The following is a 21,712-nucleotide window of genomic DNA, read 5'->3' as shown; positions in this document are numbered from 1 at the left end:
CACGTCCTCCTCTCGGGGGTGGGGTCAGCTCGCGATGGCCAGTGCGGGCCGGGCGGCGGCCTGCAGGGCCGCGACCAGCTCGGTCAAGGCGGCGGTGTGGGCGGGGTCGCGGAGCACGGCGGTGCCCGGCTGGAACGCGACGTCGGCGAGCGGCAGGGAGAAGGAGGGATCCACGACCTGGCTGCCGGCGATCCTCAGCACCTTCCCGAGGTGCTCGGCCGCCCACGCGCCGCCGTACTCGCCGGGGCTCGCGCTCGTGACGCCGACGAGCTTGCCGGTGAGCACCGAGTCGCCGTACGGCCGCGAGGCCCAGTCCAGCGCGTTCTTCAGCTGGCCGGGGATCGAGCCGTTGTACTCGGGGGTGGAGATCAGCACGGCGTCCGCGCCGGCGATCGTCGCCCGCATGTCCGCCACGGCGGCGGGGGTGTCGTCCTCGCCGTCCTCGTTGAACGGCGGGATGGCGCCGAGGCCGCACCAGACCTCGAACCAGGTGTCGTCGCCCGCGACGGTCGCCGCCGCGCGCAGCAGCGCGGTGTTGACCGAGTCGGTGCGGAGGCTGCCGGAGATGGCGAGGATGCGGGTGGTCATCGGTCTTCCCTCTCGGTTCGTCGGTGTGAACGGGACCGACTCTGTGCTTCCGCACTTACCGATCACTTCCCGTGCGCTGACGATCCGCCCGTTACGGTCGTAACCGTGCGATTCGGGGTGCTCGGGCCACTGGCGGTGTGGACCGACGACGGCACGCCGGTCGTGGTGCCGGGCGCGAAGGTCCGCGCGCTGCTCGCGGACCTGCTGGTGCACCGCGGCACCCTGGTCACGGCCGACCGCCTGGTCGAGGACCTGTGGGGCGCGGAAGCGCCCCGACGACCGCTCGGCGCCCTGCAGGTGAAGGTCTCGCAGCTGCGGCGCGCGCTCGACGACGCCGAGCCGGGCGCCCGCGAGCTCGTGGTCTCGCGCGGGCCCGGCTACGTCCTCGACGTGCCGGCCTCAGCCGTCGACGCCGGTCGGTTCGCCGAGCTCGTGGCGGCGGCCCGGCGCGGCGAGCGCCCCGTCGAGCAGCTGGCCGCGGCGCTCGCGCTGTGGCGCGGGCCCGCGTTCGCCGACGTCGCCGACGAGGAGTTCGCCGCCCCGGCGATCGCCGAGCTGGAGGAGCTGCGCCTCGGCGCCGTCGAGCAGCGGGCCGAGGCGCGGCTGGAGCTGGGCGACCTCGACGCCGTCATCGGCGAGCTGAACACGCTGCTCGACCAGCACCCCCTGCGGGAGAAGCTGCAGGCCGTCCGGCTGCGGGCGCTGTACCGGGCCGGCCGCCAGGCCGAGGCGCTGCAGCGCTACGCCGAGCTGCGCGCCCGGTTCCGCGACGAGCTCGGTCTCGACCCGGCACCGGAGCTCGTCGAGCTGCACCGGGCGATCCTCGTCCAGGAACCGGCGCTGGCCGCCCCGGCGCGCCCGCGCACCAACCTGCCCGCGACGTGGGACGAGATCATCGGCCGCGACGCCGACGTCGCCGACCTGCGCTCCCTGCTCGCAACGGCCCGGCTCGTGACGCTGACCGGCCTCGGCGGCGTCGGGAAGACGCGGCTGGCCGTCGAGACGGCCCGCCGGCTCGTGCCCGGGACGCGCGACGGGGTGTGGATGGTCGACCTGTCCGGGGTCGACGCGGCGCGCGGCGCCACCGTCGGGGAGCTGGCCGATCTGGTGGCCGCCGTCCTCGACCTGCGCGACGACGGGGCAGCGTCCGCCGACCCGCTCGGCCGCCTCGTCGGCGTGCTCGCCGACCGGCGCGTCCTGCTCCTGCTCGACAACTGCGAGCAGATCGTCGAGCAGGCAGCGGAGCTGGTGGCCGCCCTGCTGCGCCGAGCGCCCGACGTGCGCGTGCTCGCGACGAGCCGGGAACCGCTCGGCCTGCGCGGCGAGGTCGTCCGACCCGTCCCGGCCCTCGACCTGCCCACCGACCCGGCCGACCCCGCCGGGTCCGCGGCGGTGCAGCTCTTCGTCGCCCGCGCGGCCGCCGCGGCGCCGGGGTTCGCCCTCACCCGCGAGAACGCGGCGGTGATCGCCGCCGTCTGCCGGCAGCTCGACGGGCTCCCGCTCGCGCTGGAGCTCGCGGCCGCCCGCGTGCGCACGCTCGGCCTCGCCGAGGTGGCCGCGCGCCTCGACGACCGCTTCCGCGTCCTCGGCTCCGGCCCCCGCGACGCGCCCCGGCGGCAGCGGACGCTGCGGGCCGTCATGGACTGGAGCTGGGAACCGCTGGCGGAGTCCGAGCGGGCGGTGCTGCGCAGGCTCGGGGCGACCGCCGACGGGTGCACGGCAGGGCTCGCCGAGGCGGTGTGCGGGGGCGCCCCCGTCGACGAGGACGACGTGCTGGAGATCGTGTCCCGGCTGGTGGACCGCTCGCTGGTGCTCCCGGTGCAGGACGGCAGCCGCACCCGCTACCGGCTGCTGGAGACCGTCGCCGCGTACGCGTGCGAGCGGCTCCACGAGGCCGGCGAGGACGCCGCGGTCCGCTACCGCCACGCGGTCGCGTACACGCAGTTCGCCGAGCGGGCCGCACCCCGGCTGCGCGGCCCCGAGCAGCGGGACTGGCTGGCGCAGCTCGACGCCGAGACGGCGAACCTCAAGGCGGCGCTCGACACCGCCGTCGCCCGGCCGGACCCGGTGCTCGCGCTGCGGCTCGTCGACGCGCTCACGTGGTACTGGTTCCTGCGGGGCCGCCACCGCACGGCCGGCCGGTCCCTCGCTGCGGCGCTGCGGATCGCCGGGCAGGAACCGTCGGTGGCGCGCGCCGCCGCGAGGGCCGCGCTCGCCGCCGTCGAGATCCGGGAACGCGGCGTCGCCGATCCGGTGGCGCACAGCAGCGCCGCGCTCGCCGCGTTCACCGGCCTGGACGCGGCGGGCGCGCTCGCGCACGCGCAGTGGCAGCACGCCAACGTGCTGAGCGGGATCGGCGAGCTGGAGGCCGGTGAGCGGCTCGCCGCGGCCGCGCACGCCACGTTCCGCGAGCTCGGCGACCCGTGGGGCACGGCCGCAGCGGCGCGCGAGGTCAGCATGTACGCGATGTCCCGCGGCCGGATCGAGGCGGCGCGGCAGGCCGGGGAGGAGAGCGCCCGGCTGTTCGACGAGCTCGGCGACCAGTGGGGGCGGACCAGCGCGGCCGAGGTCCTGGGGAACCTCGACGAGATCGCGGGCGATCACGAGTCGGCGGCCCGCCGGCACCGGGACGGCCTGCGCTGCGCCGAGGAACTGCAGCTGTGGCCCGCCGTGATCGACCACCTGAGCCGCCTCGGCCGCATCGCCGCCCTCACCGGCAACCCCGCGCTCGCCGACGACCGCCACCGCCGTGCGCTGGACCTCGCGCGGGAGCAGGGCTACGAGTCCAAGGCGGCCTACGCGCAGCTCGGCCTGGGCATGGTCGCCCGCCGCACCGGCCGGCTCGCCGAGGCGCAGGACCACCTGGCGGAGCTGCACGAGTGGTACCGCGACGCCGGCTACGAGCCGGGCAAGGCGATCACGCTCGCCGAGCTCGGCTTCCTCGCCGAGCAGCGCGGCGACGCCGCGGCCGCCGGCCGCCTGCACGCGGAAGGGCTCGACGCGGCCCGCCGCAGCGGGGACCCGCGCGCGGTCGCGCTGGCGTTCGAAGGCCTCGCCGGCGAGCGGGTGCTCGGCGGCGACCACCGCGCCGCCGCCCGCCTGCTCGGCGCGGCGGCGGCCGTCCGGGCCGGGGTCGACGGGACGGAGGTGTCCAGCGACCGCGGCGACGTCGACCGGATCACCGCCGCCGCGCGGGCGGCGCTGGGCGATGCCTTCGACACCGAGTTCTCCCAGGGCGCCGCTCGCGGCGACGCGCTCGACGTCGGCGCGGTCAGTGGAACGGCCGGTGGGGGATCTCGGCGTCGTTGAGCTGCTGGTCGACGTCCACCCAGATGGCGTCGTCCTCGATCTTGCAGGCGTACACCGGGATCGGCGCGACGGCGGGGACCCCCTTCGGCTCGCCGGTGCGCAGGTCGAAGCAGGAGTTGTGCGCCGGGCAGATCAGGGTGTCGTCCTCCTGCAGGTAGCCCTCGTTGAGTGGCTGCTGCTGGTGCGTGCACGTGTTGTGCACGGCGACCGCCTCGTCCTCGTAGAGCCGGACGACGCAGATCGGCTCGCCGTTCATGCGGACGACCATCATGTCGCCCTCCTCGAGCTGGTCGAGGTCCGCGACCGCTTCCCACGCCATGGGTGCCTCCTATCCGCTGCCGCGCCGCCGGGGTTCGGCGCCGCGGACCTCGATCCATCCGTTCCGGATCCGCGCCGGCAGCACCGGCTGCGGGTGGTGGGCCGGCCCGCGCACGACGTGCCCGTCGCGCAGGTCGAAGCGGGACGCGTGCAGGGGGCACGTGACGACGCAGCCGGTGACCTCGCCGCGGGAGAGGAGGGCGCCGGCGTGGCTGCACAGGTCGTCGATGGCGTGCACGTCGGCGCCGGCGCGGTGCAGCAGCACCTTGCGGCCGTCCACGTCGACGCCGGCGATCCCGCCGTCCGGCAGCTCCGGCTCGGGGAGGGCACGCACCCACCGGCTGGGGACGTTGCCGCCCAGCGCGCGGTTCACCATGACGGCGCGGCCCTGCACCAGGTGCCCGCCCAGATAGCCGGCGGCGGCCGTGACGGCCATGCTCGCCGCCCCGAGCGCCTGCGCGGGCCGGCGGTGACCGCGCACGCGCGCCGTCAGCGACGCCGCCTGCAGCACCGTCGCCGCGCCGTTGAGCAGGCCGTGGAGGAGCCCGACCCGCCGGTCGTCGCCGTCGCTGACCGCCCAGTCGGTGACCCCGGTCGCGGCGGTGATCGCGGCGGCGGCGATGCCGGCCGCCGACAGCGTCGCGGCCGGGTCGGGCCGGCCCGGCGTGCTCCCGCCGAACGCGTCGAGCACCAGCGCGCCGGCGTAGAAGCCGATCGGCAGGTCCGACAGCGCCGCGTGCACGGAATGGCCCGCCCAGCGCCCGCCGTGCATGAGCTCGACGGCGAGCGCGTCGCGGTGCCGGTCGTACAGCGGCTCGACGACGGCGCTGACCTGCTGCTCAGCCGTGCGCAGCCACGGCCAGCGCAGGATCGCGGCGAGCACCTCGCGGTGCCATGTCGTCAGCATCGGCGACTCCCGGGTGGTGGACGCCGCGTCACGCTCCCACGCGGACCGAGCGCGTGATGTCTCATCGTGCGACGGCGTACGAGGGGACCCGGGGACGGTGCTGGTGATCGTGGGGATCGGCGCCGAGCCGGCGGTGGCCGCGCGGTAGAACGGTGCCCGTGGACATCCCCGAGGCTCTGCGTCCCCTGCTCGACTCCACCGCCGTCGCGTTCGTCTCGACGATCGGGCCGCGCGGCGAGCCGCAGACGACCCCGCTCTGGTTCCTGCACGAGGACGGGAAGGTGCGGATCAGCCTCGTCGAGGGCCGGCAGAAGCTGCGCAACCTGCGCCGGGACCCGCGGATCTCGGTGGTGATCGTCGATCCCGCACGTCCGACGCGGTACGTGGAGCTGCGCGGACGCGTCGACGAGCTGGTGCTCGATCCCGAGGCGGCGTTGGAGGCCCGGGTCGCGGCGAAGTACGCGCCGGTGGCGCCGGAGGCCGCTGAGGGGGACTCGGCGGACGACGGGCTGCCGCGCTACGCCACGTCCGTGCTGGTGGAGAAGGTGACGAGCCAGAACTGGTGACGTCTATTGATTAGACGTCTAAGCGTTAGTACTCTATCTGCATGCGACTGAGTATGAGCGTCACCAACTTCTCCTGGCGCGACGGCGCCCTCGCCACGCGACTCGCCGAGATCGCCCGGGCCGCCGACGCCGGCGGACTGGACGGCCTGTGGGTCGCCGACCACCTCCTGCAGGCCGACCCCTACGGCGCCCGGCCGGGGGAGACCGAGATGCTGGAGGCCTACACCACCCTCGGCTACCTGGCCGCGGTCACCGGCCGCATCCAGCTCGGCACGCTCGTCACCGGGGTGACGTTCCGCCCGCCTGCGTTGCTGGTGAAGGCCGTCACCACGCTGGACGTGCTGTCCGGTGGCCGGGCCCTGCTCGGCATCGGCGCCGGCTACCAGGCCGACGAGGCCGCGGCGATGGGCCTGCCGCTCGGGCCCGTCGGGGAGCGGTTCGACCGGCTCGAGGAGGCGCTGCAGATCGCGCTGCAGCTGTGGGCGGGCGACGAGACACCGTTCCACGGCGCCCACTACCGCCTGGAGCACCCGCAGAGCAGCCCGGCCCCGATCCGCCGGCCGCCGATCCTCATCGGAGGCACGGGGGAGAAGCGGACCCTGCCGCTGGTCGCCCGCTACGGCGACGTGTGCAACGTCTTCGACATCCCCGACGGCGGCGCCACCGTCCGCCACAAGCTCGGCGTCCTGCAGCGGCTGTGCGACGAGATCGGCCGTCCGTACGCCGAGATCGAGAAGATGATCGCCACGCGGCTGGGCCCGGACGAGACGGCCGAGGCGTTCGTCGAGCGCTGCAGCGCCTTCGTCGAGCTCGGCATCGACCACGTCGGCGTGATCACGACGGGACCGTGGACCGACGCGGCCGTCGCAACGCTGGCGGAGGCGGTGCCCGGCATCGCGGCGCTGTGACGGCCGGGACCTCGCAGGGGTTGAGGTGTCCTCGCGAGGTCCTGGTTCGAGCGCCGGTCAGCGATCAGCACGCGGCGGGCCATCGCGGTGCTCGGCGGCGCTGAGGCCGTCCTGGCCGGTGTGGATCCACTCGGCCTGCGCGATGCAGGCGGCAGCAACAGCGGCCGCGCCGTCCCAGGTGCTGTGCGGCATCGAGCGGCTGGCCGCCCACCGTGCGCGCTCGTCGACCGCCTGCAACCGCGCCAGCTCCGCGGTGGCCACCACGACCTGAGCCTTCACGACGCGTCCTGTGCCGCGGCGCGGGCGAGCAGGACGGGCGTGCACGGCCACTGCCCGTGCGCCGTTCCGTAGCCGGGCGTGGTGCACCCGCGGCAGCGGCCAGTCGCGTCCGCCGTGTGCTGGGCCAGCAGTCGCTGCGGCCCGCCCGGCTGCGCGGCGATGAACGCAACGGCGGCGGCGCGGAGCTGGTCTGCGGGGTTGGCGCTGCTCGGTGTGGTCATCGCCGTGTGTCCTCTCGCCGGCCGCTGGCTCGCCTAGACAAGTTATCGGATGGCTACACGACTAGACAAGGCGCGAGTGGCGCGGCGCGGCCGGGGTTCGCCGATCAAGGGCAAAAGGTTGCTGCCCAAGATCGGATGACGACCTTTTGCCCTTGATCAACGCAATCCGGGCGGGGCGCGGTCAGCCTTCAGCGGGCTGGGAAGTCGTACTCCAGCACGTAGGCCGCCGCGGACTTGACGGTGTCGCACACCTCGACGGCCACGTCCTGCTCGTCGAACGCCGTGCGCACGACCGTCAGCACGGGCATGCCAGGTCCGAGGCGGAGACTGCGGCGCTCCTGCGGGGTGGGCATGCGCGCGCCGACCTCCTCGACGAACCGGGCCAGCGGGTGCCCGGCGTCCTCCAGCCGGGCATAGATCCCGCCCGGGCCGGAGTCGATCTCTGTGATCGCCGTCCCGCGGGCAAAGCCGGCCGGGACGTAGGACGTGGCGATCTCGACGGGCTCACCGTCGGCGAGGTAGCGCCGCTCACGCACGATCACCGGTTCCCCGTCCGCGATCCTGAGCCGCTGGGCCACCTCCGCGGTGGCCGGCGCCTCGTGCACGCGAATCCCGTCCACCCCGGCGGCGTAGCCCGCTTCGTCGGCGTCCACGAGAAAGGCCGCCCGGCCGTGTTCGCGGTGCCGGCGGGCGAATCGCTCCGATGCGAGCCGGCGCACCACCGGCACCGGCCGGACGAACACGCCGCGCCCGTGCTCGGCCGTGGCCAGTCCTTCGGTCTTCAGTTCCTGGATGGCCTGCCGCACCGTCATGCGGGCGACCCCGTAGAACCTGGTCAGCTCGCTCTCCGACGGCAGCCGATCACCGGGTCGGAGCCGCCCTGCGCCGATCGCCTCGCGCAGCGCCGCAGCGATCTGCAGGTACGGCGACCGGGCATCGGATCGGTCGAGCTGGTCGAGCTGGATCACTGCCAGTCACTTTCCTGGACGTCTGGACCAGTACGATCGTGGCACACGCAGCCGCCCACCGGAGATGCTCGACATGCCCGACACGCCGAAGCACTCGGTGAGCGTCGCCGGAGTCGTCGTCGACGATCGCGGGCGAATCCTCGTGATCAGGCGGCGCGACAACGCGCACTGGGAGCCGCCGGGCGGCGTGCTCGAACTCAGCGAGAGCCTCGATGCCGGCGTGCGCCGTGAGGTGATGGAGGAGACGGGCGTCGCTGTCGCGGTCGAGCGGCTCACCGGTGTCTACAAGAACATGGCGCGAGGGATCGTCGCCGTCGTGTTCCGCTGCACGCCGCTCAGCGCCGGCGCCTCGACGACCGCCGAGGCGACAGACGTGCGCTGGGTCGATCCGGGCGAGGTCGCCGAACTGATGGACCCTGCCTACGCGGTCCGGGTGACCGACGCCCTGGGCGACGACCCGCCGGCCGTGCGCCAGCACGACGGCGTGCACCTCCTGGCCCGGCCGACCTGACCGCAGACCCGCAGAACCCGTCGCACGCACGAACGGCACAACACGGTAGTTCGGACGCGCCGAAACTGCGCTGGTGTGCCGTTCGCGCGCGTTATCGGCCAGACGATGTGTGACGTCGACCGGCGCCGCGCCGCCGACCGACCGACCTCAGGTGAGGTGGTCGAAGTCCCCCCGCACCCACGCCATGTGCCGGTCCGCCGAACGCCGCACGATGGCAGCGGCGTCGCGCGGGATCACGTTGTCGAAGTTGCCGTAGAGCCGGTCGAACGGGTAGCTGGAGACGGCTTTCGCCACCCGGTCGACGACCGCGGCGGACAGCGGGATGCGGTTGGGGTAGCTGCGCATGAAGCTGACCGACACCCGGTCCGGGTTGGCGAAGATCGTGTCGCTGGCCAGCAGCACGCCGGCGCCACCGGCACCGGCCGCCCAGTGGACGACGGTGCTGCCCGGGAAGTGCCCGCCCGGCTGGAACAGGGTGACGCCGGGCAAGATCTCCCGGGTGCCGCTCCACGTGCTGATCGCGTCGTCGGGGCGGGCGATCCACTCGGCGTCGGCCTCCGGCACCAGGATCGGCGCCCCGCCGAGCGCCCGGCTCCACTCCACCTGCACGCCGTACATGTGCGGGTGGCTGGCGAGGATCGCGGCCACCGGGCCGAGCTCGGCGACCCGCGCGGCGCCGGCGTCGTCGACGTAGCCGATCGGGTCCCACAGCAGGTTGCCGGCCGGGGTGCGCAGCAGCTTCGTCAGCTGCCCGATCCCGACGGCCGGGCGAGCGGCGATGCCGTAGAGGTCCGGTTCGAGCTCGCTCACGACGACCGTGGTGCCGTCGTCCTGCAGGTCTTCGAGCGTCGTCCAGATCTGGCCGGCGGCGGGCACCCACTGGCGCTCGTCGGCGCAGATCGCGCAGACGTCGGGCAGCGGCTCGGCGTGTTCGACCGCGCAGGTGCGGCAGAGCGTGATCGTCATGCCGACGGATTCTTCTGAGGGGGCAGCCGCAGCGCCAGGTGCAGTTCCTTCAACCGCGCCTCGGTGACCGGGCTCGGTGCGCCCATCAGCAGGTCCTGCGCGTTCTGGTTGAGCGGGAACGCGATGATCTCGCGGATGTTGGGCTCGTCGGCCAGCATCATGACGATGCGGTCGACGCCCGGCGCGATCCCGGCGTGCGGCGGCGCCCCGAAGTGGAACGCGCGCACCATGCCGCCGAACTCGGCGTCGACCTGCTCCTTCGAGTAGCCGACGATGCGGAACGCCTCGTACATCACCTCGGGCTGGTGGTTCCGCACCGCGCCCGACGACAGCTCGATGCCGTTGCAGACGATGTCGTACTGCCAGGCCTTGATCTCGAGCGGGTCCTTGGTGCGCAGCGCCTCCAGCCCGCCCTGCGGCATCGAGAACGGGTTGTGGCTGAACTCGATCGCGCCCGTGTCCTCGTTGCGCTCGAACATCGGGAAGTCGACGATCCAGCAGAACCGGTACTCGTCCTCGACGAACTGCCCGGCCCGCTTCGCCGCCTCGACGCGCACCGCGCCCATGATCTTCGCGACCTCGTCGATGGTGCCGGCGCCGAAGAAGATCGCCGTGCCGGGCTGCGCGCCCACCTCGGCGAGCAGCTTCTCCGTGGTGCCCTCGTCGAGGAACTTCGCGATCGGGCCGGTGAGCGTGCCGCCCTCGCCGACCTTGACCCACGCCAGGCCCTGCGCCCCCTGCTCGACGGCGAACGCGCCGAGCTGGTCGTAGAACGAGCGCGGCTGCTCCGCGGTGTCGTGCACCGGCAGCGCGCGCACGTGCTTGTCGGCGAACGCGCGGAACCCGCTGCCCGCGAACAGGTGCGAGACGTCGACGAGCTCCAGCTCGGAGCGCAGGTCGGGCTTGTCGGTGCCGTAGCGGGCCAGCGCGTCGGCGAACGGGATCTGCACGAACGGGGACGTGGTGCGCCGGTCGGGCCGGAACTCGGTGAACAGCTCCGTCATGACGCCCTCGATGACGCCGAAGACGTCGGACTGCTCGGCGAAGCTCATCTCCATGTCGAGCTGGTAGAACTCGCCGGGGGAGCGGTCGGCGCGGCTGTCCTCGTCGCGGAAGCAGGGCGCGATCTGGAAGTAGCGGTCGAAGCCCGACACCATCAGCAGCTGCTTGAACTGCTGCGGCGCCTGCGGCAGCGCGTAGAACTTCCCAGGGTGGTTGCGCGAGGGCACCAGGTAGTCGCGGGCGCCCTCGGGGCTGGTGGCCGACAGGATCGGCGTCTGCAGGTCGAGGAAGCCGCGCGCGGTCATCTTGTCGCGGATCGCCGCGATCACCCGCGAGCGCAGCTTGATGTTCTCGTGCATGCGCTGGCGGCGCAGGTCGAGGAAGCGGTACGTGAGCCGCAGCTCCTCGTTGACCTTCTCCTCGGGGAACACCGAGAACGGCAGCGGGTCGCACGAGCCGAGCACCTCGATCTCGGTGACCGAGACCTCGATCTCACCGGTCGGGAGCTCCGGGTTGACGTTCTCGGCGTCGCGGCGCAGCACCCGCCCGTCGGCGCGCAGCACCGTCTCCTTCGGCAGGCTGCCCAGCGCCTCGTAGGCGGGCGAGTCGGAGCGGAGGACGAGCTGCACGATCCCCGAGTTGTCCCGCAGATCGGCGAACAGCACGCCGCCGAGATCGCGCCGGTTGTGCAGCCACCCCGAGATCCGGACGTCGGAGTCGACGTCGGCCGTGGTCAGCTCGCCGCACGTGTGGGACCGGTATCGGTGCATCGTCCATCCAGATCGTCTGCTTGCGGGGGGGTGTCTCTCGGCCGTCAAAGCTACCGGTAGCCCGCGAACGGTTTCGATCGGTTGCCGCCGCACGGACCGGGGTACGCCCGATCCGTGGCGCGCGGCGGCGGTGACGCTCCCGGACGGTGGGTGGAGGTGCTCGGCCGCGCCGGAGTCGTGGCGTACGGGGTCGTGCACCTGCTGATCGCGTGGCTGGTGGTGGCCGCGATGCTCGGCAGCCGTGGCCAGCCGGCTGCGGACCAGGGCGGCGCCGTCACGGTGGTCGCCGGTCTCGGCACGGCCGGCCGGGTGCTGCTCGGGGTGGCCGCGGCCGGGCTCGTCGCGTTCGGGGTGTGGCAGGTCTGCGCGGCCGTCGCCGGGTTCCGCTGGGTCGACGGCGGGGAGCGGGTCCGCAAGCGGATCGGGGCGGTCGCGAAGGCCGTCGCGGTGTTCGCCGTTGCGGCGGCCACGGTGCCGGCGCTCGTCGGCGAACCCGTGCAGGACGGCGACGCGACCGTGCGGTCGCTGACCGCCTCGCTGCTCGTGCTGCCCGCGGGACGGTGGCTCGTCGCGGCGATCGGCGCCGTCGCCGTCGTGACGGCGGGCACGATGGTCTACACCGCCGTCCGGGCGACCTTCCTCGGCGACCTGCGAGGGCGGGACCTCCCGCCGCGGACGCACGCCCTCGCGCGCTGGCTCGGCCGGGCCGGCAACCTCGGACGCGCCGTCGCCATGGGCGGCGTCGGCGTGTCGTTCGGCTGGGCCGCGTTCACCGTCGACCCGCGACGCTCGGCCGGCTTCGACGGGGTGCTGCGGGCCCTCGGCTCCGACCTGTGGGGTTCGGTCGCGCTGGGTCTGGTCGCGGCCGGGATCGCCGCGTTCGGTGCGTACTGCTTCATCGACGCATGGGCGCGGCGCGCCTGACGATTGCGCCGAATGGCCGCAACCTTCCCGCCGATCGGCCGTTGGCCCTCCTGAGTGTGTCGACCGAACGTGCACTCATGATCACGGAAGGTAGGGGAGTCGGGCATGGGCAAGGCGCGGGCGGCAGTCGTGACGGCAGCCGCATCGGTGATGGTCGCGACGACGGTGCTGGCCGGGCAGGCCTTCGCCGAGGCCGACGCCGCGTCGGACGCCGCCTCTCCCGCCGCGCAGGCCGCCCGCTCGCAGGCGCTCGCCGCCGGCACGCCGTGCTCGGTCGGCGCCCGCTCGTGCGTCGACCTCGAGTCGCAGCGCGCCTGGCTGCTGGACCAGGGCAAGGTCGTGCGCGGCCCGGTGAAGATCTCCTCCGGCGGCAACGGCACCGAGACGCCGGTCGGTCACTCGCTGCGGGTCTACCGGAAGGAGGCCGACCACAAGAGCACCGAGTCGCGCCTGCCCAACGGCGAGCCGGCACCGATGCCGTGGTCGGTCTTCTTCGAGGACGGCGGCATCGCCTTCCACGCCGGCAGCCCGCAGCGCTCGTCCGCCGGGTGCATCCACCTCGACGCCGCCGATGCCCGGGCGTGGTTCGACTTCCTGCAGGTCGGCGACCAGGTGCAGGTCGTGAAGGCGTCCGAGGAGCGCGCGGCGCGGGAGGCGGCGGCCACCGGGAGCGACGAGGAGTAGTCCCCCTGAGAGTGGTCTGAGGACCCGGCGGAACCGGACCGGTCCGGCAGCCGTTCGGCCCTGCATGGGGGATCGAGGAGCAGGGGTGCGCCGTGCCGCCGAGCGCCTGCCGGGGGTGCGCCGCATCGCGCGCCCGTTGCCGGACGGGCGGACGTTCGACCTGAGCTACGTGCGGACCGGACCACGCGGCGGCCCGACCGTCCTGGTGGTGCCCGGCGGGCCGGGCCTGGCGTCGGTGCTGCCGTACGCCGTGGTGCGCGCGATCGCCGCGGCCAAGGGGTTGGACGTGGTGATGGTGGAGCACCGCGGGGTCGGGCTGTCGCGCTGCGACCGGGACGGCGCCGACCTGCCACCCGAGGTGCTGACGATCGAGGACGTCGTCGCCGACCTCGTCGCCGTGCTCGACGCCGAGGGCGTCGACCGGGTGGTGGCGTACGGCTCGTCGTACGGCACCTACCTGGTGCAGGGCCTCGGCGTGCGGCATCCCGGGCGGATCGCGGGGATGGTGCTCGACTCGCCGATGCGCTCGGCCCGCGACCTCGACGTCGTGCGGCGGCACCTGCGGTCGCTGCTCTGGGACGGGACGGTGCACACCGCGGCGTGCGCCGCCCGGTTGCGGGAGCTGGTCGCCGACGGGGTGGTGGACGCCCGCGAGACCGGCGCCGTCGTGCCCGTCGTGTACGAGGCCGGTGGCGTGGACGTGCTGGAGCGGCTGCTCGGTGCGCTGGCGCGGGGTCGTGGTCGGACGACCTGGGACTGGGTGCAGTCGGTCGGCGGCGCGGAGGCGGACGGTCCGGGTTCGGCCTACACGCTGGAGACCGACCTCGTCGGCCGGATCGCCTACGCCGAGCTCGACTACGGCGCCCCACCGGACGGGCTGCCGCTCGACCCGCAGGTGCAGCTCGTCGACGGCGCTCGCCGGCACCCGGCGTTCGTGCGGGAGCCCTACGACCTGGTGGCCGCGTCGGCGAAGTTCGAGTGGCCGACGGCCGTCGTGTCGGGTGCGCGGGACCTGCGCACCCCGCGGCCGGTGGCCGAGGCGCTGGTGGCGGACCTCCCCGACGGGGTGCTGGTGCCCCTGCCCACCACCGGGCACAGCATCCTGGACACGCACGCGCTGGCCGCCGTGCACGTCGTGGGCGCGGTGGCCACCGGGCACCACGACCGGCTGCCGCGCCTCGCCGACCGGATCGACGCGCTGCCCCGGCGCGGCAACGGCAGCCACTGGCTCGGCCGGGTGCTGCGGGCCCGGCTCGCGGTCGATCTGGTGTTCGGCCGCCGCACCGGTTGATCACGGCGATCGGCAGCCCGCCGGGCGGTCCCCGCCAGCAGTGCCGCTCGGGCACTGGGGCAGGCTGCACGGGTGGACGCCGAACGTCGTGGCCGGACCCGGACGCTCCCGACCACCCTCGTCCGGCTCGCGCGGCGGGCCCCGATCACCTGCGGCGTGCTCGCGGTCGGGTGGGCCGTCGGCGTCCTCACCTGGACGCTGCCCGCTCCGGCGGCGCACGCCCTCGTCGCGTTCCTGACCAGCGGGCCGCGCCCGCTCAGCGCCGGGCACTGGTGGAGCCCGGTCACGGCGATGCTGTTCTGGGGCGGGATCGGCGCCCACTTCCTGACGACGGCCGCGGTGGTCGTGGCCGGTCCGGTGGCCGAGCGGCGGATCGGCCCGTTCCGCACGGCGCTGTTCCTCGTCGGTACCCAGGTGCTGGGCACGGTGCTCGTGTCGGCGTTCGTCCAGGTCGGGGTGCTGTTCGACCGGTCGTGGGTGGACGTGCTGGGCACCCAGGAGATGACGAGTGCGGCGCCCGGTGCGTTCGGCCTCGGCCTGGCGACGTCGGCGGCGCTGTCGGCGCTGTGGCGGCGCCGGCTGCGGGTGATCCTGCTGACGGTGCCGGTGATGCTCGTTGCCTACTCGGGGCAGCTGTCCGACGTCGTGCTGCTGGCATCGGCGCTGATCGGGCTGGTCAGCGGCGCGTGGATGTTCGGGCACCGGCGCGATCGACGCCCGGGGCCGGCGTCGCGCAACGAGACGCGCGTGCTCGTCGCCATCGTGGTGGCGGCCACCGCGGTCGGTCCGGTGATCGCCGCGGCGGCGCACACCCCGATCGGCCCGCTGGCGGTGCTGCGGTTCCTGCTGCTCTCCCCACCCCCGGACCCGGGTGCCGTCCTGCAGGCGTGCGCGCACGGCGTCAACCGGCACTGCCGCGCGATGGAGGCCCGGCAGCGGCTGTTCGGGTTCGGCCCGGCACTGGCGTCGGCGCTGCCCGTGATCGTGCTGCTGGTGATCGCGGAGGGGCTGCGGCGGGGCCGCCGGGCGGCGTGGGTGCTGGGCATGGCGGTGAACGTCGTGCTGGCCGCGCTCGGGGTCTGGCTGGGCGCGCTGATCGCGAGCACCCCGGACGAGGCGATGGTCGCGTACACGACCGCGCCGGGGGTCCGGGCTGCGCTGGCCACGGTGGTGCCCGCGCTCGTGCCGGCCGTGATCGCGGCTCTGCTGTGGTTCACCCGCGAGCAGTTCGAGGTCAAGGCGCCGCGCCGCACGTACCGGCGCACCGCCGTGCTGGCCGCGGCCATGTTCGTGGGGCTCTCCGCCCTCTACGTCGTCGTCGGGTTGGTGGCCTCCGGCCAGTTCGACACCCCGCCGACGGTGCTGGCGCTGCTCGCCGACGTGCCGCTGCGGTTCCTGCCGCCGGGCTACCTCGGTGAGGTGGCGCCGTCGTTCCTGCCGCAGGGCCCCGTCGCCACGGCGGTGTCGGACTGGGTCGGCGTCGTGTTCTGGCTGGTCGTGGTAGGCGGTCTGCTCGTGGGGTTCGTCCGCTCCCGGATCGACCCGGCGTCCGCCGACGCTGCGCGCGCCCGGGCCATCCTCGTCGAGCACGGCGGGACGGACCTCGCGTGGATCACCACCTGGGCGGGCAACTCGTACTGGTTCGCCGACCCGCCCGACGCCGCCGTCGCCTATCGGGTGATCGGCGGTGTGGCGCTCACCACCGGTGACCCGATCGGGAGCCCGGAGCGCCGGGCCGCCGCGGTCGCCGGGTTCGTCGCGACCTGCGCGGAACGCGGCTGGGTGCCGGCGTTCTACAGCGTCACCACGGCCACGCGGGACGCGTGCTCGGCGCTGGGCCTGCGCTCGGTCCAGGTGGCGGAGGAGATCGTGCTGCCGCTGGCCGGGCTGTCGTTCACCGGCCGGCGCTGGCAGGACGTGCGGACAGCGCTGAACAAGGCGGGCAAGCAGGGCATCACGGCCGAGTGGTTCGCGTTCGCGAAGGCGCCGCTGGCGATCACCGACCAGATCCGCGCGATCAGCGAGGAGTGGGTGGCCGACAAGGGGCTGCCCGAGATGGGCTTCACCCTGGGCGGGCTCGCCGAGCTCGCCGACGACGCCGTGCGGGTGCTCGTGGCCGTGGACGCCGACCGCACCGTGCACGGCGTCACCAGCTGGATGCCGGTGCACCGCGACGGCAAGGTCGTCGGCTGGACGCTGGACTTCATGCGCCGCCGCTCCGGCCCGGACCCGTTCCGCGGCGTCTCGGAGTTCCTCGTCGCGTCGGCGGCGCGGGACCTGCAGGAGGAGGGCGCGCAGTTCCTGTCGCTGTCCGGGTCGCCGCTGGCGCGGCAGGACCGCGGAACCGGCGACGCCCGGCGCCTCGAACGCGTGCTGGACGGGCTGGGCGCGGCACTCGAACCCATCTACGGGTTCCGCTCGCTGCACGCGTTCAAGGCGAAGTTCCAGCCGGAATACGCGCCGCTGCACCTGTGTTATCCCGATCCGGCGGCGCTGCCCTCGATCGGGCTCGCGATCGGCCGTGCGTACGTTCCCCACATCGGGGCACGCCAGTCGGCGAAGTTGCTGGCCAGGCTGCGTCGAGGGTCCCCCGAAGACCGATCTTCGAACGTCCGTGCGATCCTGTCCGAAGCGGTTCCCGACGCCCGCGCCGAAGCTCGCACGGATGCTCGTCCGGATTCTGTCGGTGGTCGCTCGTAGCATGGATCGGGGCGGCATCCCGCCGTCCAGACGCGATCCGGCAGCCCGATCAGGAGGCTCCCCACCGTGGTCGACCGCAACATCGAACGTGCAGGTAGCCGGCTCGTCGTGCGTGGCGCGCGCGAGCACAACCTGCGCGGTGTCGACCTCGACATGCCCCGCGACAGCCTCGTCGTGTTCACCGGCCTGTCGGGGTCGGGCAAGTCGAGCCTCGCGTTCGACACGATCTTCGCGGAGGGGCAGCGCCGCTACGTCGAGTCGCTGTCCGCGTACGCCCGGCAGTTCCTCGGGCAGATGGACAAGCCCGACGTCGACTTCATCGAGGGCCTCTCGCCCGCCGTGTCGATCGACCAGAAGTCCACCAACCGCAACCCGCGCTCGACCGTCGGCACGATCACCGAGGTCTACGACTACCTGCGGCTGCTCTACGCGCGCGCGGGCGTGCCGCACTGCCCGGTCTGCGGTCACGTCATCGAGAAGCAGACCCCGCAGCAGATCGTCGACCAGGTGCTCGCCATGGAGGAGGGCGCCCGGTTCCAGGTGCTCGCCCCGGTGGTGCGCACCCGCAAGGGCGAGTTCGTCGACCTCTTCACCAACCTGCAGGCGCAGGGCTACGCGCGCGTGCTCGTCGACGGGGTGGTGCACCAGCTCACCGACCCGCCGAAGCTGAAGAAGCAGGAGAAGCACGACATCGCGGTCGTGGTCGACCGGCTCTCGGTGAAGGCGTCGTCGAAGCAGCGGCTCACCGACTCGGTGGAGACCGCGCTCCGGCTCGCCGACGGGCTCGTGGTGCTCGACTTCGTCGACCTCGACGAGCACCACCCGCAGCGCGAGCGCCGCTTCTCCGAGCGCATGGCCTGCCCCAACGGCCACCCGCTCGCGCTCGACGACCTCGAGCCGCGCACGTTCTCCTTCAACTCGCCGTACGGCGCCTGCCCGGAGTGCACGGGCATCGGCATCAAGAAGGAGGTCGACCCCGACCTCGTCGTGCCCGATCCGGACGCGAGCCTGGCCGCCGGTGCGATCGCCCCGTGGGCGGGCGGGCAGACCGCGGAGTACTTCGGCCGGCTGCTGGAGGGGCTCGCGAGCCAGCTCGGCTTCCGCATGGACACGCCGTGGCGCAAGCTGCCGGCGGCGGCGCAGAAGGCCGTGCTGCACGGCTCCACCGACCAGGTGCACGTGCGCTACCACAACCGGTACGGCCGCGAGCGCTCGTACTACGCCAACTTCGAGGGCGTCATCCCGTTCCTGGAGCGCCGGCTCGACCAGACCGACTCTGAGTACGCGCGCGAGAAGTACGAGGGCTACATGCGCGACGTGCCGTGCCCCGCGTGCAAGGGCGCCCGGCTGCGGCCCGAGGTCCTCGCGGTCACCCTCGCGCACCGCGATGCCGGCGAGAAGTCGATCGCCGACGTCTCCGCGATGTCGGTGGCGGAGTGCTCGGAGTTCCTCGACGGGATGCTGCTCGACCAGCGGCAGGCGATGATCGCCGGACGCGTCCTCAAGGAGGTGCAGGCGCGGCTGGGCTTCCTGCTCGACGTGGGCCTGCACTACCTCTCGCTCGACCGCGCGGCGGGCTCGTTGTCCGGCGGCGAGGCGCAGCGCATCCGGCTGGCGACGCAGATCGGGTCCGGCCTGGTCGGCGTGCTGTACGTGCTCGACGAGCCGTCGATCGGGCTGCACCAGCGCGACAACCGCCGGCTCATCCAGACGCTGGTGCGGCTGCGCGACCTGGGCAACACCCTGATCGTCGTCGAGCACGACGAGGACACCATCCGCGCCGCCGACTGGGCGGTCGACATCGGCCCGGGCGCGGGGGAGCACGGCGGCGTCATCGTCTACAGCGGCGAGGTCGCCGGTCTCGAGTCGCACGACACGTCGCTGACCGGCGCGTACCTGTCCGGGCGGCGCTCGATCCCGCTCCCGGAGAAGCGCCGCAAGATCGACCCGAAGCGCAAGCTCACGGTCGTCGGCGCGCGCGAGCACAACCTGCGCGGCATCGACGTCGACATCCCGCTCGGCACGCTGGTCGCGGTCACCGGGGTGTCCGGCTCGGGCAAGTCCACGCTGGTCAACGACATCCTCGCCACCGTGCTGGCCAACCAGCTCAACGGCGCGCGGCAGGTGCCGGGCCGGCACACCCGCATCACGGGCCTCGACGGGCTCGACAAGCTGGTGCGGGTCGACCAGTCGCCGATCGGGCGCACCCCGCGCTCCAACCCGGCCACGTACACCGGCGTGTGGGACAAGATCCGCACCCTGTTCGCGGCCACCACCGAGGCGAAGGTGCGCGGCTACCAGCAGGGCCGCTTCTCGTTCAACGTCAAGGGCGGGCGCTGCGAGGCGTGCTCCGGCGACGGCACGATCAAGATCGAGATGAACTTCCTGCCCGACGTGTACGTGCCGTGCGAGGTGTGCAAGGGCGCCCGGTACAACCGCGAGACCCTCGAGGTGCACTACAAGGGCAAGACGGTCGCCGACATCCTCGACATGCCGATCGAGGAGGCCGCCGAGTTCTTCAAGCCGATCACCTCGATCAGCCGCTACCTCGAGACGCTCGTCGACGTCGGGCTGGGCTACGTGCGGCTCGGGCAGCCCGCGCCCACGCTCTCGGGCGGCGAGGCGCAGCGCGTGAAGCTGGCGTCGGAGCTGCAGAAGCGGTCCAACGGCCGCACGATCTACATCCTCGACGAGCCCACCACGGGCCTGCACTTCGAGGACATCCGCAAGTTGCTGCTGGTCATCAACGGGCTGGTCGACAAGGGCAACTCGGTGGTCGTCATCGAGCACAACCTCGACGTCATCAAGACGGCCGACTGGATCATCGACATGGGCCCCGAGGGCGGTTCCGGCGGTGGCACCGTCGTCGCCGAGGGCACCCCGGAGCAGGTCGCCGCACACCCCACCAGCTACACCGGGCAGTTCCTGAAGGAGCTGGTCAAGGAGGAGCCGGCTGAGGCGAAGCCGGCGCGGCGGCGCAAGGCCGCGGTGGGTCAGTAGACCGTCGTCAGGGAGAACGGGTGCCCGGGCCGGGTGGCGCCGAGCTCACGGAGCCGGCGCTCGTCGGCGGCGAGCTCGGTGGCGGTGAGGTCGAGCCGGGTCGTGGGGAGGCCGGTGGGCCAGTCGGGGCGGGCCGCGTGCGGCACCTGGTCGAAGCCGACCCATGGCCGAGGTCGAGGTACACGCTGGTGTCGCTGGAGAAGATCACCGTCGCGTCCGTGGCGGCGCGGTAGAACTCGGCGAGCCGAGCCGGGTCGGCGCAGCCGAACGCGATCGCGGTGACGGTCGATGCGGTCATACCGGCGACCGTAGGTGGCGTGCGGAGCTCCGGTCTTGAAGGAACGCGACACGCGTGAGATCGGTGGCGCCTGGCGGGCCGCCCAGCGACACGGCGTGGCCGAGCCGGGCCCGGTGCTCGCGCCGTTCGTGGAGCGCATCTGGTGGGCCTGCTGGTCGTACGCGCGGCCGTACCGTCAGGTGGTGGTGCCGTTCCCCGGCGTGCACCTGACGGTGCGGCCGGGGTGCGCTCCCGAGGTGCACGGGGTCGCGACGAGCCGCCGGATCCGTGAGCTGGACGGGGAGGGCCGGGTCACGGGCGTGGAGTTCCGCCCGGGCGGTTTCCGCCCGTTCCTGCGATCACGGGTCGCCGCACTGACGGATCGGGTCGTGGGCGTCGCCGACGTGCCTGGCCTGCGCGGCACGCCCGCCGAGCCCGGCGGCCCGCACGAGCTGCGAGCCTGGCTGGAGCCGCTCGTCCCCGCGCACGATCCGGCCGCGGAGTGGGCGGCGGAGACGGTCGCGCTGGTCGCGGCCGACCGCACGATCGTGCGGGTGGACCAGCTGGCCGAGCTGCGCGGGACGCACGTGCGCGGGCTGCAGCGGCGTTTCGCGGAGTACGTGGGCGTCGGGCCGAAGCGGGTGATCCGCCGCTACCGGTTGCGCGAGGTCACCGAGCGGATGGCGCACGCCCGCCCCGTCGACTGGGCGGCCCTGGCCGCCGAGCTCGGGTTCGCCGACCAGGCGCACCTCGCCCGGGACTTCGCCGCGCTCTTCGGCGAGCCGCTGACGCACTACGCCGCACGCTACTGAGCAGGCGCCACCCGATCCGGGGGTTTCGGCGTGGTGTGCGGATGCCGCGGCGGTCCGGAGGGCGATCCTGGCGGTCAGCCGTCGAGGAGGTCGCCATGTTCCGCGCGTCGCTGCACCGCACGGCCCTCTGCCTTGCCGCGGTCGCCGTTCTGCCGGTGTGGGCGGGCCCGGCAGCGGCTGCGCCGCCGACGGACGTGTCGGTGCCCGAGCCGACGACGTTCACCAGCACGCTGACGTCGACGGCGACGCCCGACCAGGTGGTCGACGACTTCGGCAAGCCGATGCCGGGCCAGCCCGGCGCGTCGGGCACGTTCACCCTGCGGATCAACAGCCAGCAGGACATCGTCTGCTACGACATCACGCTCACCGGCGTCACGCAGCCGTACGAGAGCTCCGCGCGCACGGCCACGCACCTGCAGGAGGGCAAGCCGGGGGAGAGCGGCTACCCGCGGATGGTGTTCCCCGACCCGCAGGGCCCGCCCGGCGGCCCGCTGACCAGCAAGGGCTGCCTGAAAGGTCCCTTCACCACCGGCGTGGTGCTGGCCAGGGGCGACACCGGCCGGGGCTTCCGGCTCGCCATGGTGGAGAGCAACCCCGCCGACTGGTTCGTCGACGTGCACACGAAGCAGTTCCGGGTCGGCGCGGTGCGCGGGCAGCTCGTGAAGGCCGGTTAGGACGACAGCCCTCGCGCACACGTCGCACCACGTGCGT

Annotated in this window: 20 protein-coding genes; 11 read left to right on the top strand and 9 right to left on the bottom strand. The window is 73.7% G+C overall.

Annotation, left to right across the window (positions count from 1 at the left end; genetic code table 11):
- Nucleotides 1–24: 24 nt before the first annotated feature.
- Nucleotides 25–588: an NADPH-dependent FMN reductase gene (locus ACQEVB_RS32405; protein WP_432979824.1), complete on the bottom strand. Its 564-nt coding sequence runs from the start codon at nt 586–588 to the stop codon at nt 25–27.
- A gap of 105 nt (nt 589–693) precedes the next feature.
- Between ACQEVB_RS32405 and ACQEVB_RS32400 the strand changes: the two genes are divergently transcribed.
- Nucleotides 694–3,897, top strand: a complete 3,204-nt coding sequence (locus ACQEVB_RS32400; RefSeq protein WP_432979821.1) for a BTAD domain-containing putative transcriptional regulator — start codon at nt 694–696, stop codon at nt 3,895–3,897.
- On the opposite strand, the gene ACQEVB_RS32395 is transcribed toward ACQEVB_RS32400, so the two are convergent.
- Both ACQEVB_RS32395 and ACQEVB_RS32390 read right to left on the bottom strand, forming a co-directional pair.
- Entirely contained in the window at nt 3,860–4,216 is a 357-nt protein-coding gene (locus tag ACQEVB_RS32395) for a Rieske (2Fe-2S) protein (protein ID WP_432979818.1), read from the bottom strand. The two genes, ACQEVB_RS32400 and ACQEVB_RS32395, sit on opposite strands and share 38 nt — an antisense overlap.
- Nucleotides 4,217–4,225: 9 nt before the next feature.
- Nucleotides 4,226–5,122 (bottom strand): non-heme iron oxygenase ferredoxin subunit, encoded by an 897-nt coding sequence (locus tag ACQEVB_RS32390; protein WP_432979815.1) that lies wholly within the window; start codon nt 5,120–5,122, stop codon nt 4,226–4,228.
- Between the two features lie 158 nt (nt 5,123–5,280).
- Between ACQEVB_RS32390 and ACQEVB_RS32385 the strand changes: the two genes are divergently transcribed.
- Entirely contained in the window at nt 5,281–5,688 is a 408-nt protein-coding gene (locus ACQEVB_RS32385; protein ID WP_432979812.1) for a PPOX class F420-dependent oxidoreductase, read from the top strand.
- A 41-nt stretch (nt 5,689–5,729) separates the two neighbouring features.
- A complete protein-coding gene (locus ACQEVB_RS32380) occupies nt 5,730–6,596 on the top strand; it encodes a TIGR03560 family F420-dependent LLM class oxidoreductase (RefSeq protein WP_432979809.1) in 867 nt (288 codons plus the stop codon).
- 57 nt (nt 6,597–6,653) lie between these two features.
- On the opposite strand, the gene ACQEVB_RS32375 is transcribed toward ACQEVB_RS32380, so the two are convergent.
- The 3 genes from ACQEVB_RS32375 to ACQEVB_RS32365 form a co-directional block, all read right to left on the bottom strand.
- Nucleotides 6,654–6,875 carry a hypothetical protein gene (locus tag ACQEVB_RS32375; RefSeq protein WP_432979806.1) on the bottom strand — a complete coding sequence of 74 codons (222 nt, stop codon included), beginning with the start codon at nt 6,873–6,875 and terminating at the stop codon, nt 6,654–6,656.
- On the bottom strand, nt 6,872–7,096 hold the full coding sequence (locus ACQEVB_RS32370) for a hypothetical protein (RefSeq protein ID WP_432979803.1): 225 nt from the start codon (nt 7,094–7,096) through the stop codon (nt 6,872–6,874). The genes ACQEVB_RS32375 and ACQEVB_RS32370 overlap by 4 nt, the downstream gene beginning before the upstream one ends.
- Nucleotides 7,097–7,284: 188 nt before the next feature.
- Nucleotides 7,285–8,064 carry a GntR family transcriptional regulator gene (locus tag ACQEVB_RS32365; RefSeq protein WP_432979800.1) on the bottom strand — a complete coding sequence of 260 codons (780 nt, stop codon included), beginning with the start codon at nt 8,062–8,064 and terminating at the stop codon, nt 7,285–7,287.
- 73 nt (nt 8,065–8,137) lie between these two features.
- Between ACQEVB_RS32365 and ACQEVB_RS32360 the strand changes: the two genes are divergently transcribed.
- The gene (locus ACQEVB_RS32360) at nt 8,138–8,575 is read left to right on the top strand and encodes an NUDIX hydrolase (protein ID WP_432979797.1); all 438 of its coding nucleotides are present in this window, start codon (nt 8,138–8,140) and stop codon (nt 8,573–8,575) included.
- Nucleotides 8,576–8,722: 147 nt separating this feature from the next.
- On the opposite strand, the gene ACQEVB_RS32355 is transcribed toward ACQEVB_RS32360, so the two are convergent.
- Both ACQEVB_RS32355 and aspS read right to left on the bottom strand, forming a co-directional pair.
- Nucleotides 8,723–9,541 carry a hydrolase gene (locus ACQEVB_RS32355; RefSeq protein WP_432979794.1) on the bottom strand — a complete coding sequence of 273 codons (819 nt, stop codon included), beginning with the start codon at nt 9,539–9,541 and terminating at the stop codon, nt 8,723–8,725.
- Nucleotides 9,538–11,313, bottom strand: a complete 1,776-nt coding sequence (gene aspS / locus ACQEVB_RS32350) for an aspartate--tRNA ligase (protein WP_432979791.1) — start codon at nt 11,311–11,313, stop codon at nt 9,538–9,540. Before aspS ends, ACQEVB_RS32355 begins: the two co-directional genes overlap by 4 nt.
- A 150-nt stretch (nt 11,314–11,463) precedes the next feature.
- Between aspS and ACQEVB_RS32345 the strand changes: the two genes are divergently transcribed.
- The 5 genes from ACQEVB_RS32345 (at nt 11,464) to uvrA (ending at nt 19,912) form a co-directional block, all read left to right on the top strand.
- The gene (locus ACQEVB_RS32345) at nt 11,464–12,237 is read left to right on the top strand and encodes a DUF1206 domain-containing protein (RefSeq protein WP_432979788.1); all 774 of its coding nucleotides are present in this window, start codon (nt 11,464–11,466) and stop codon (nt 12,235–12,237) included.
- 105 nt (nt 12,238–12,342) lie between these two features.
- Entirely contained in the window at nt 12,343–12,921 is a 579-nt protein-coding gene (locus tag ACQEVB_RS32340; RefSeq protein ID WP_432979785.1) for a L,D-transpeptidase, read from the top strand.
- 85 nt (nt 12,922–13,006) lie between these two features.
- The gene (locus tag ACQEVB_RS32335; protein WP_432979782.1) at nt 13,007–14,212 is read left to right on the top strand and encodes an alpha/beta fold hydrolase; all 1,206 of its coding nucleotides are present in this window, start codon (nt 13,007–13,009) and stop codon (nt 14,210–14,212) included.
- 72 nt (nt 14,213–14,284) lie between these two features.
- Nucleotides 14,285–16,912, top strand: coding sequence for a bifunctional lysylphosphatidylglycerol flippase/synthetase MprF (locus ACQEVB_RS32330; protein WP_432979779.1), 2,628 nt, complete (start codon nt 14,285–14,287; stop codon nt 16,910–16,912).
- A gap of 66 nt (nt 16,913–16,978) precedes the next feature.
- On the top strand, nt 16,979–19,912 hold the full coding sequence (gene uvrA / locus ACQEVB_RS32325) for an excinuclease ABC subunit UvrA (protein ID WP_432979776.1): 2,934 nt from the start codon (nt 16,979–16,981) through the stop codon (nt 19,910–19,912).
- Here uvrA and ACQEVB_RS32320 read toward each other — a convergent pair.
- Nucleotides 19,906–20,058: a hypothetical protein gene (locus ACQEVB_RS32320; RefSeq protein ID WP_432979773.1), complete on the bottom strand. Its 153-nt coding sequence runs from the start codon at nt 20,056–20,058 to the stop codon at nt 19,906–19,908. The genes uvrA and ACQEVB_RS32320 overlap by 7 nt on opposite strands.
- Nucleotides 20,059–20,245: 187 nt before the next feature.
- On the opposite strand from ACQEVB_RS32320, the gene ACQEVB_RS32315 reads away from it, so the two are divergent.
- Nucleotides 20,246–21,001, top strand: a complete 756-nt coding sequence (locus ACQEVB_RS32315; RefSeq protein ID WP_432979770.1) for an AraC family transcriptional regulator — start codon at nt 20,246–20,248, stop codon at nt 20,999–21,001.
- Between the two features lie 95 nt (nt 21,002–21,096).
- The gene (locus ACQEVB_RS32310; protein WP_432979767.1) at nt 21,097–21,675 is read left to right on the top strand and encodes a CHRD domain-containing protein; all 579 of its coding nucleotides are present in this window, start codon (nt 21,097–21,099) and stop codon (nt 21,673–21,675) included.
- The last annotated feature ends 37 nt before the right edge of the window (nt 21,676–21,712 follow it).

Origin of the sequence: Pseudonocardia sp. CA-107938 (assembly GCF_050936315.1) — a bacterium.
GTDB lineage: Bacteria > Actinomycetota > Actinomycetes > Mycobacteriales > Pseudonocardiaceae > Pseudonocardia.
This window is presented reverse-complemented; position numbering and strand designations above follow the sequence as displayed.

Coding starts and splice junctions, on each gene's coding strand:
- ACQEVB_RS32360 (WP_432979797.1), top strand. CDS start 8,138: ATGCCCGACACGCCGAAGCACTCGGTGAGCGTCGCCGGAGTCGTCGTC.
- ACQEVB_RS32395 (WP_432979818.1), bottom strand. CDS start 4,216: ATGGCGTGGGAAGCGGTCGCGGACCTCGACCAGCTCGAGGAGGGCGAC.
- ACQEVB_RS32355 (WP_432979794.1), bottom strand. CDS start 9,541: ATGACGATCACGCTCTGCCGCACCTGCGCGGTCGAACACGCCGAGCCG.
- ACQEVB_RS32370 (WP_432979803.1), bottom strand. CDS start 7,096: ATGACCACACCGAGCAGCGCCAACCCCGCAGACCAGCTCCGCGCCGCC.
- ACQEVB_RS32380 (WP_432979809.1), top strand. CDS start 5,730: ATGCGACTGAGTATGAGCGTCACCAACTTCTCCTGGCGCGACGGCGCC.
- ACQEVB_RS32390 (WP_432979815.1), bottom strand. CDS start 5,122: ATGCTGACGACATGGCACCGCGAGGTGCTCGCCGCGATCCTGCGCTGG.
- ACQEVB_RS32340 (WP_432979785.1), top strand. CDS start 12,343: ATGGGCAAGGCGCGGGCGGCAGTCGTGACGGCAGCCGCATCGGTGATG.
- ACQEVB_RS32310 (WP_432979767.1), top strand. CDS start 21,097: ATGTTCCGCGCGTCGCTGCACCGCACGGCCCTCTGCCTTGCCGCGGTC.
- ACQEVB_RS32405 (WP_432979824.1), bottom strand. CDS start 588: ATGACCACCCGCATCCTCGCCATCTCCGGCAGCCTCCGCACCGACTCG.
- aspS (WP_432979791.1), bottom strand. CDS start 11,313: ATGCACCGATACCGGTCCCACACGTGCGGCGAGCTGACCACGGCCGAC.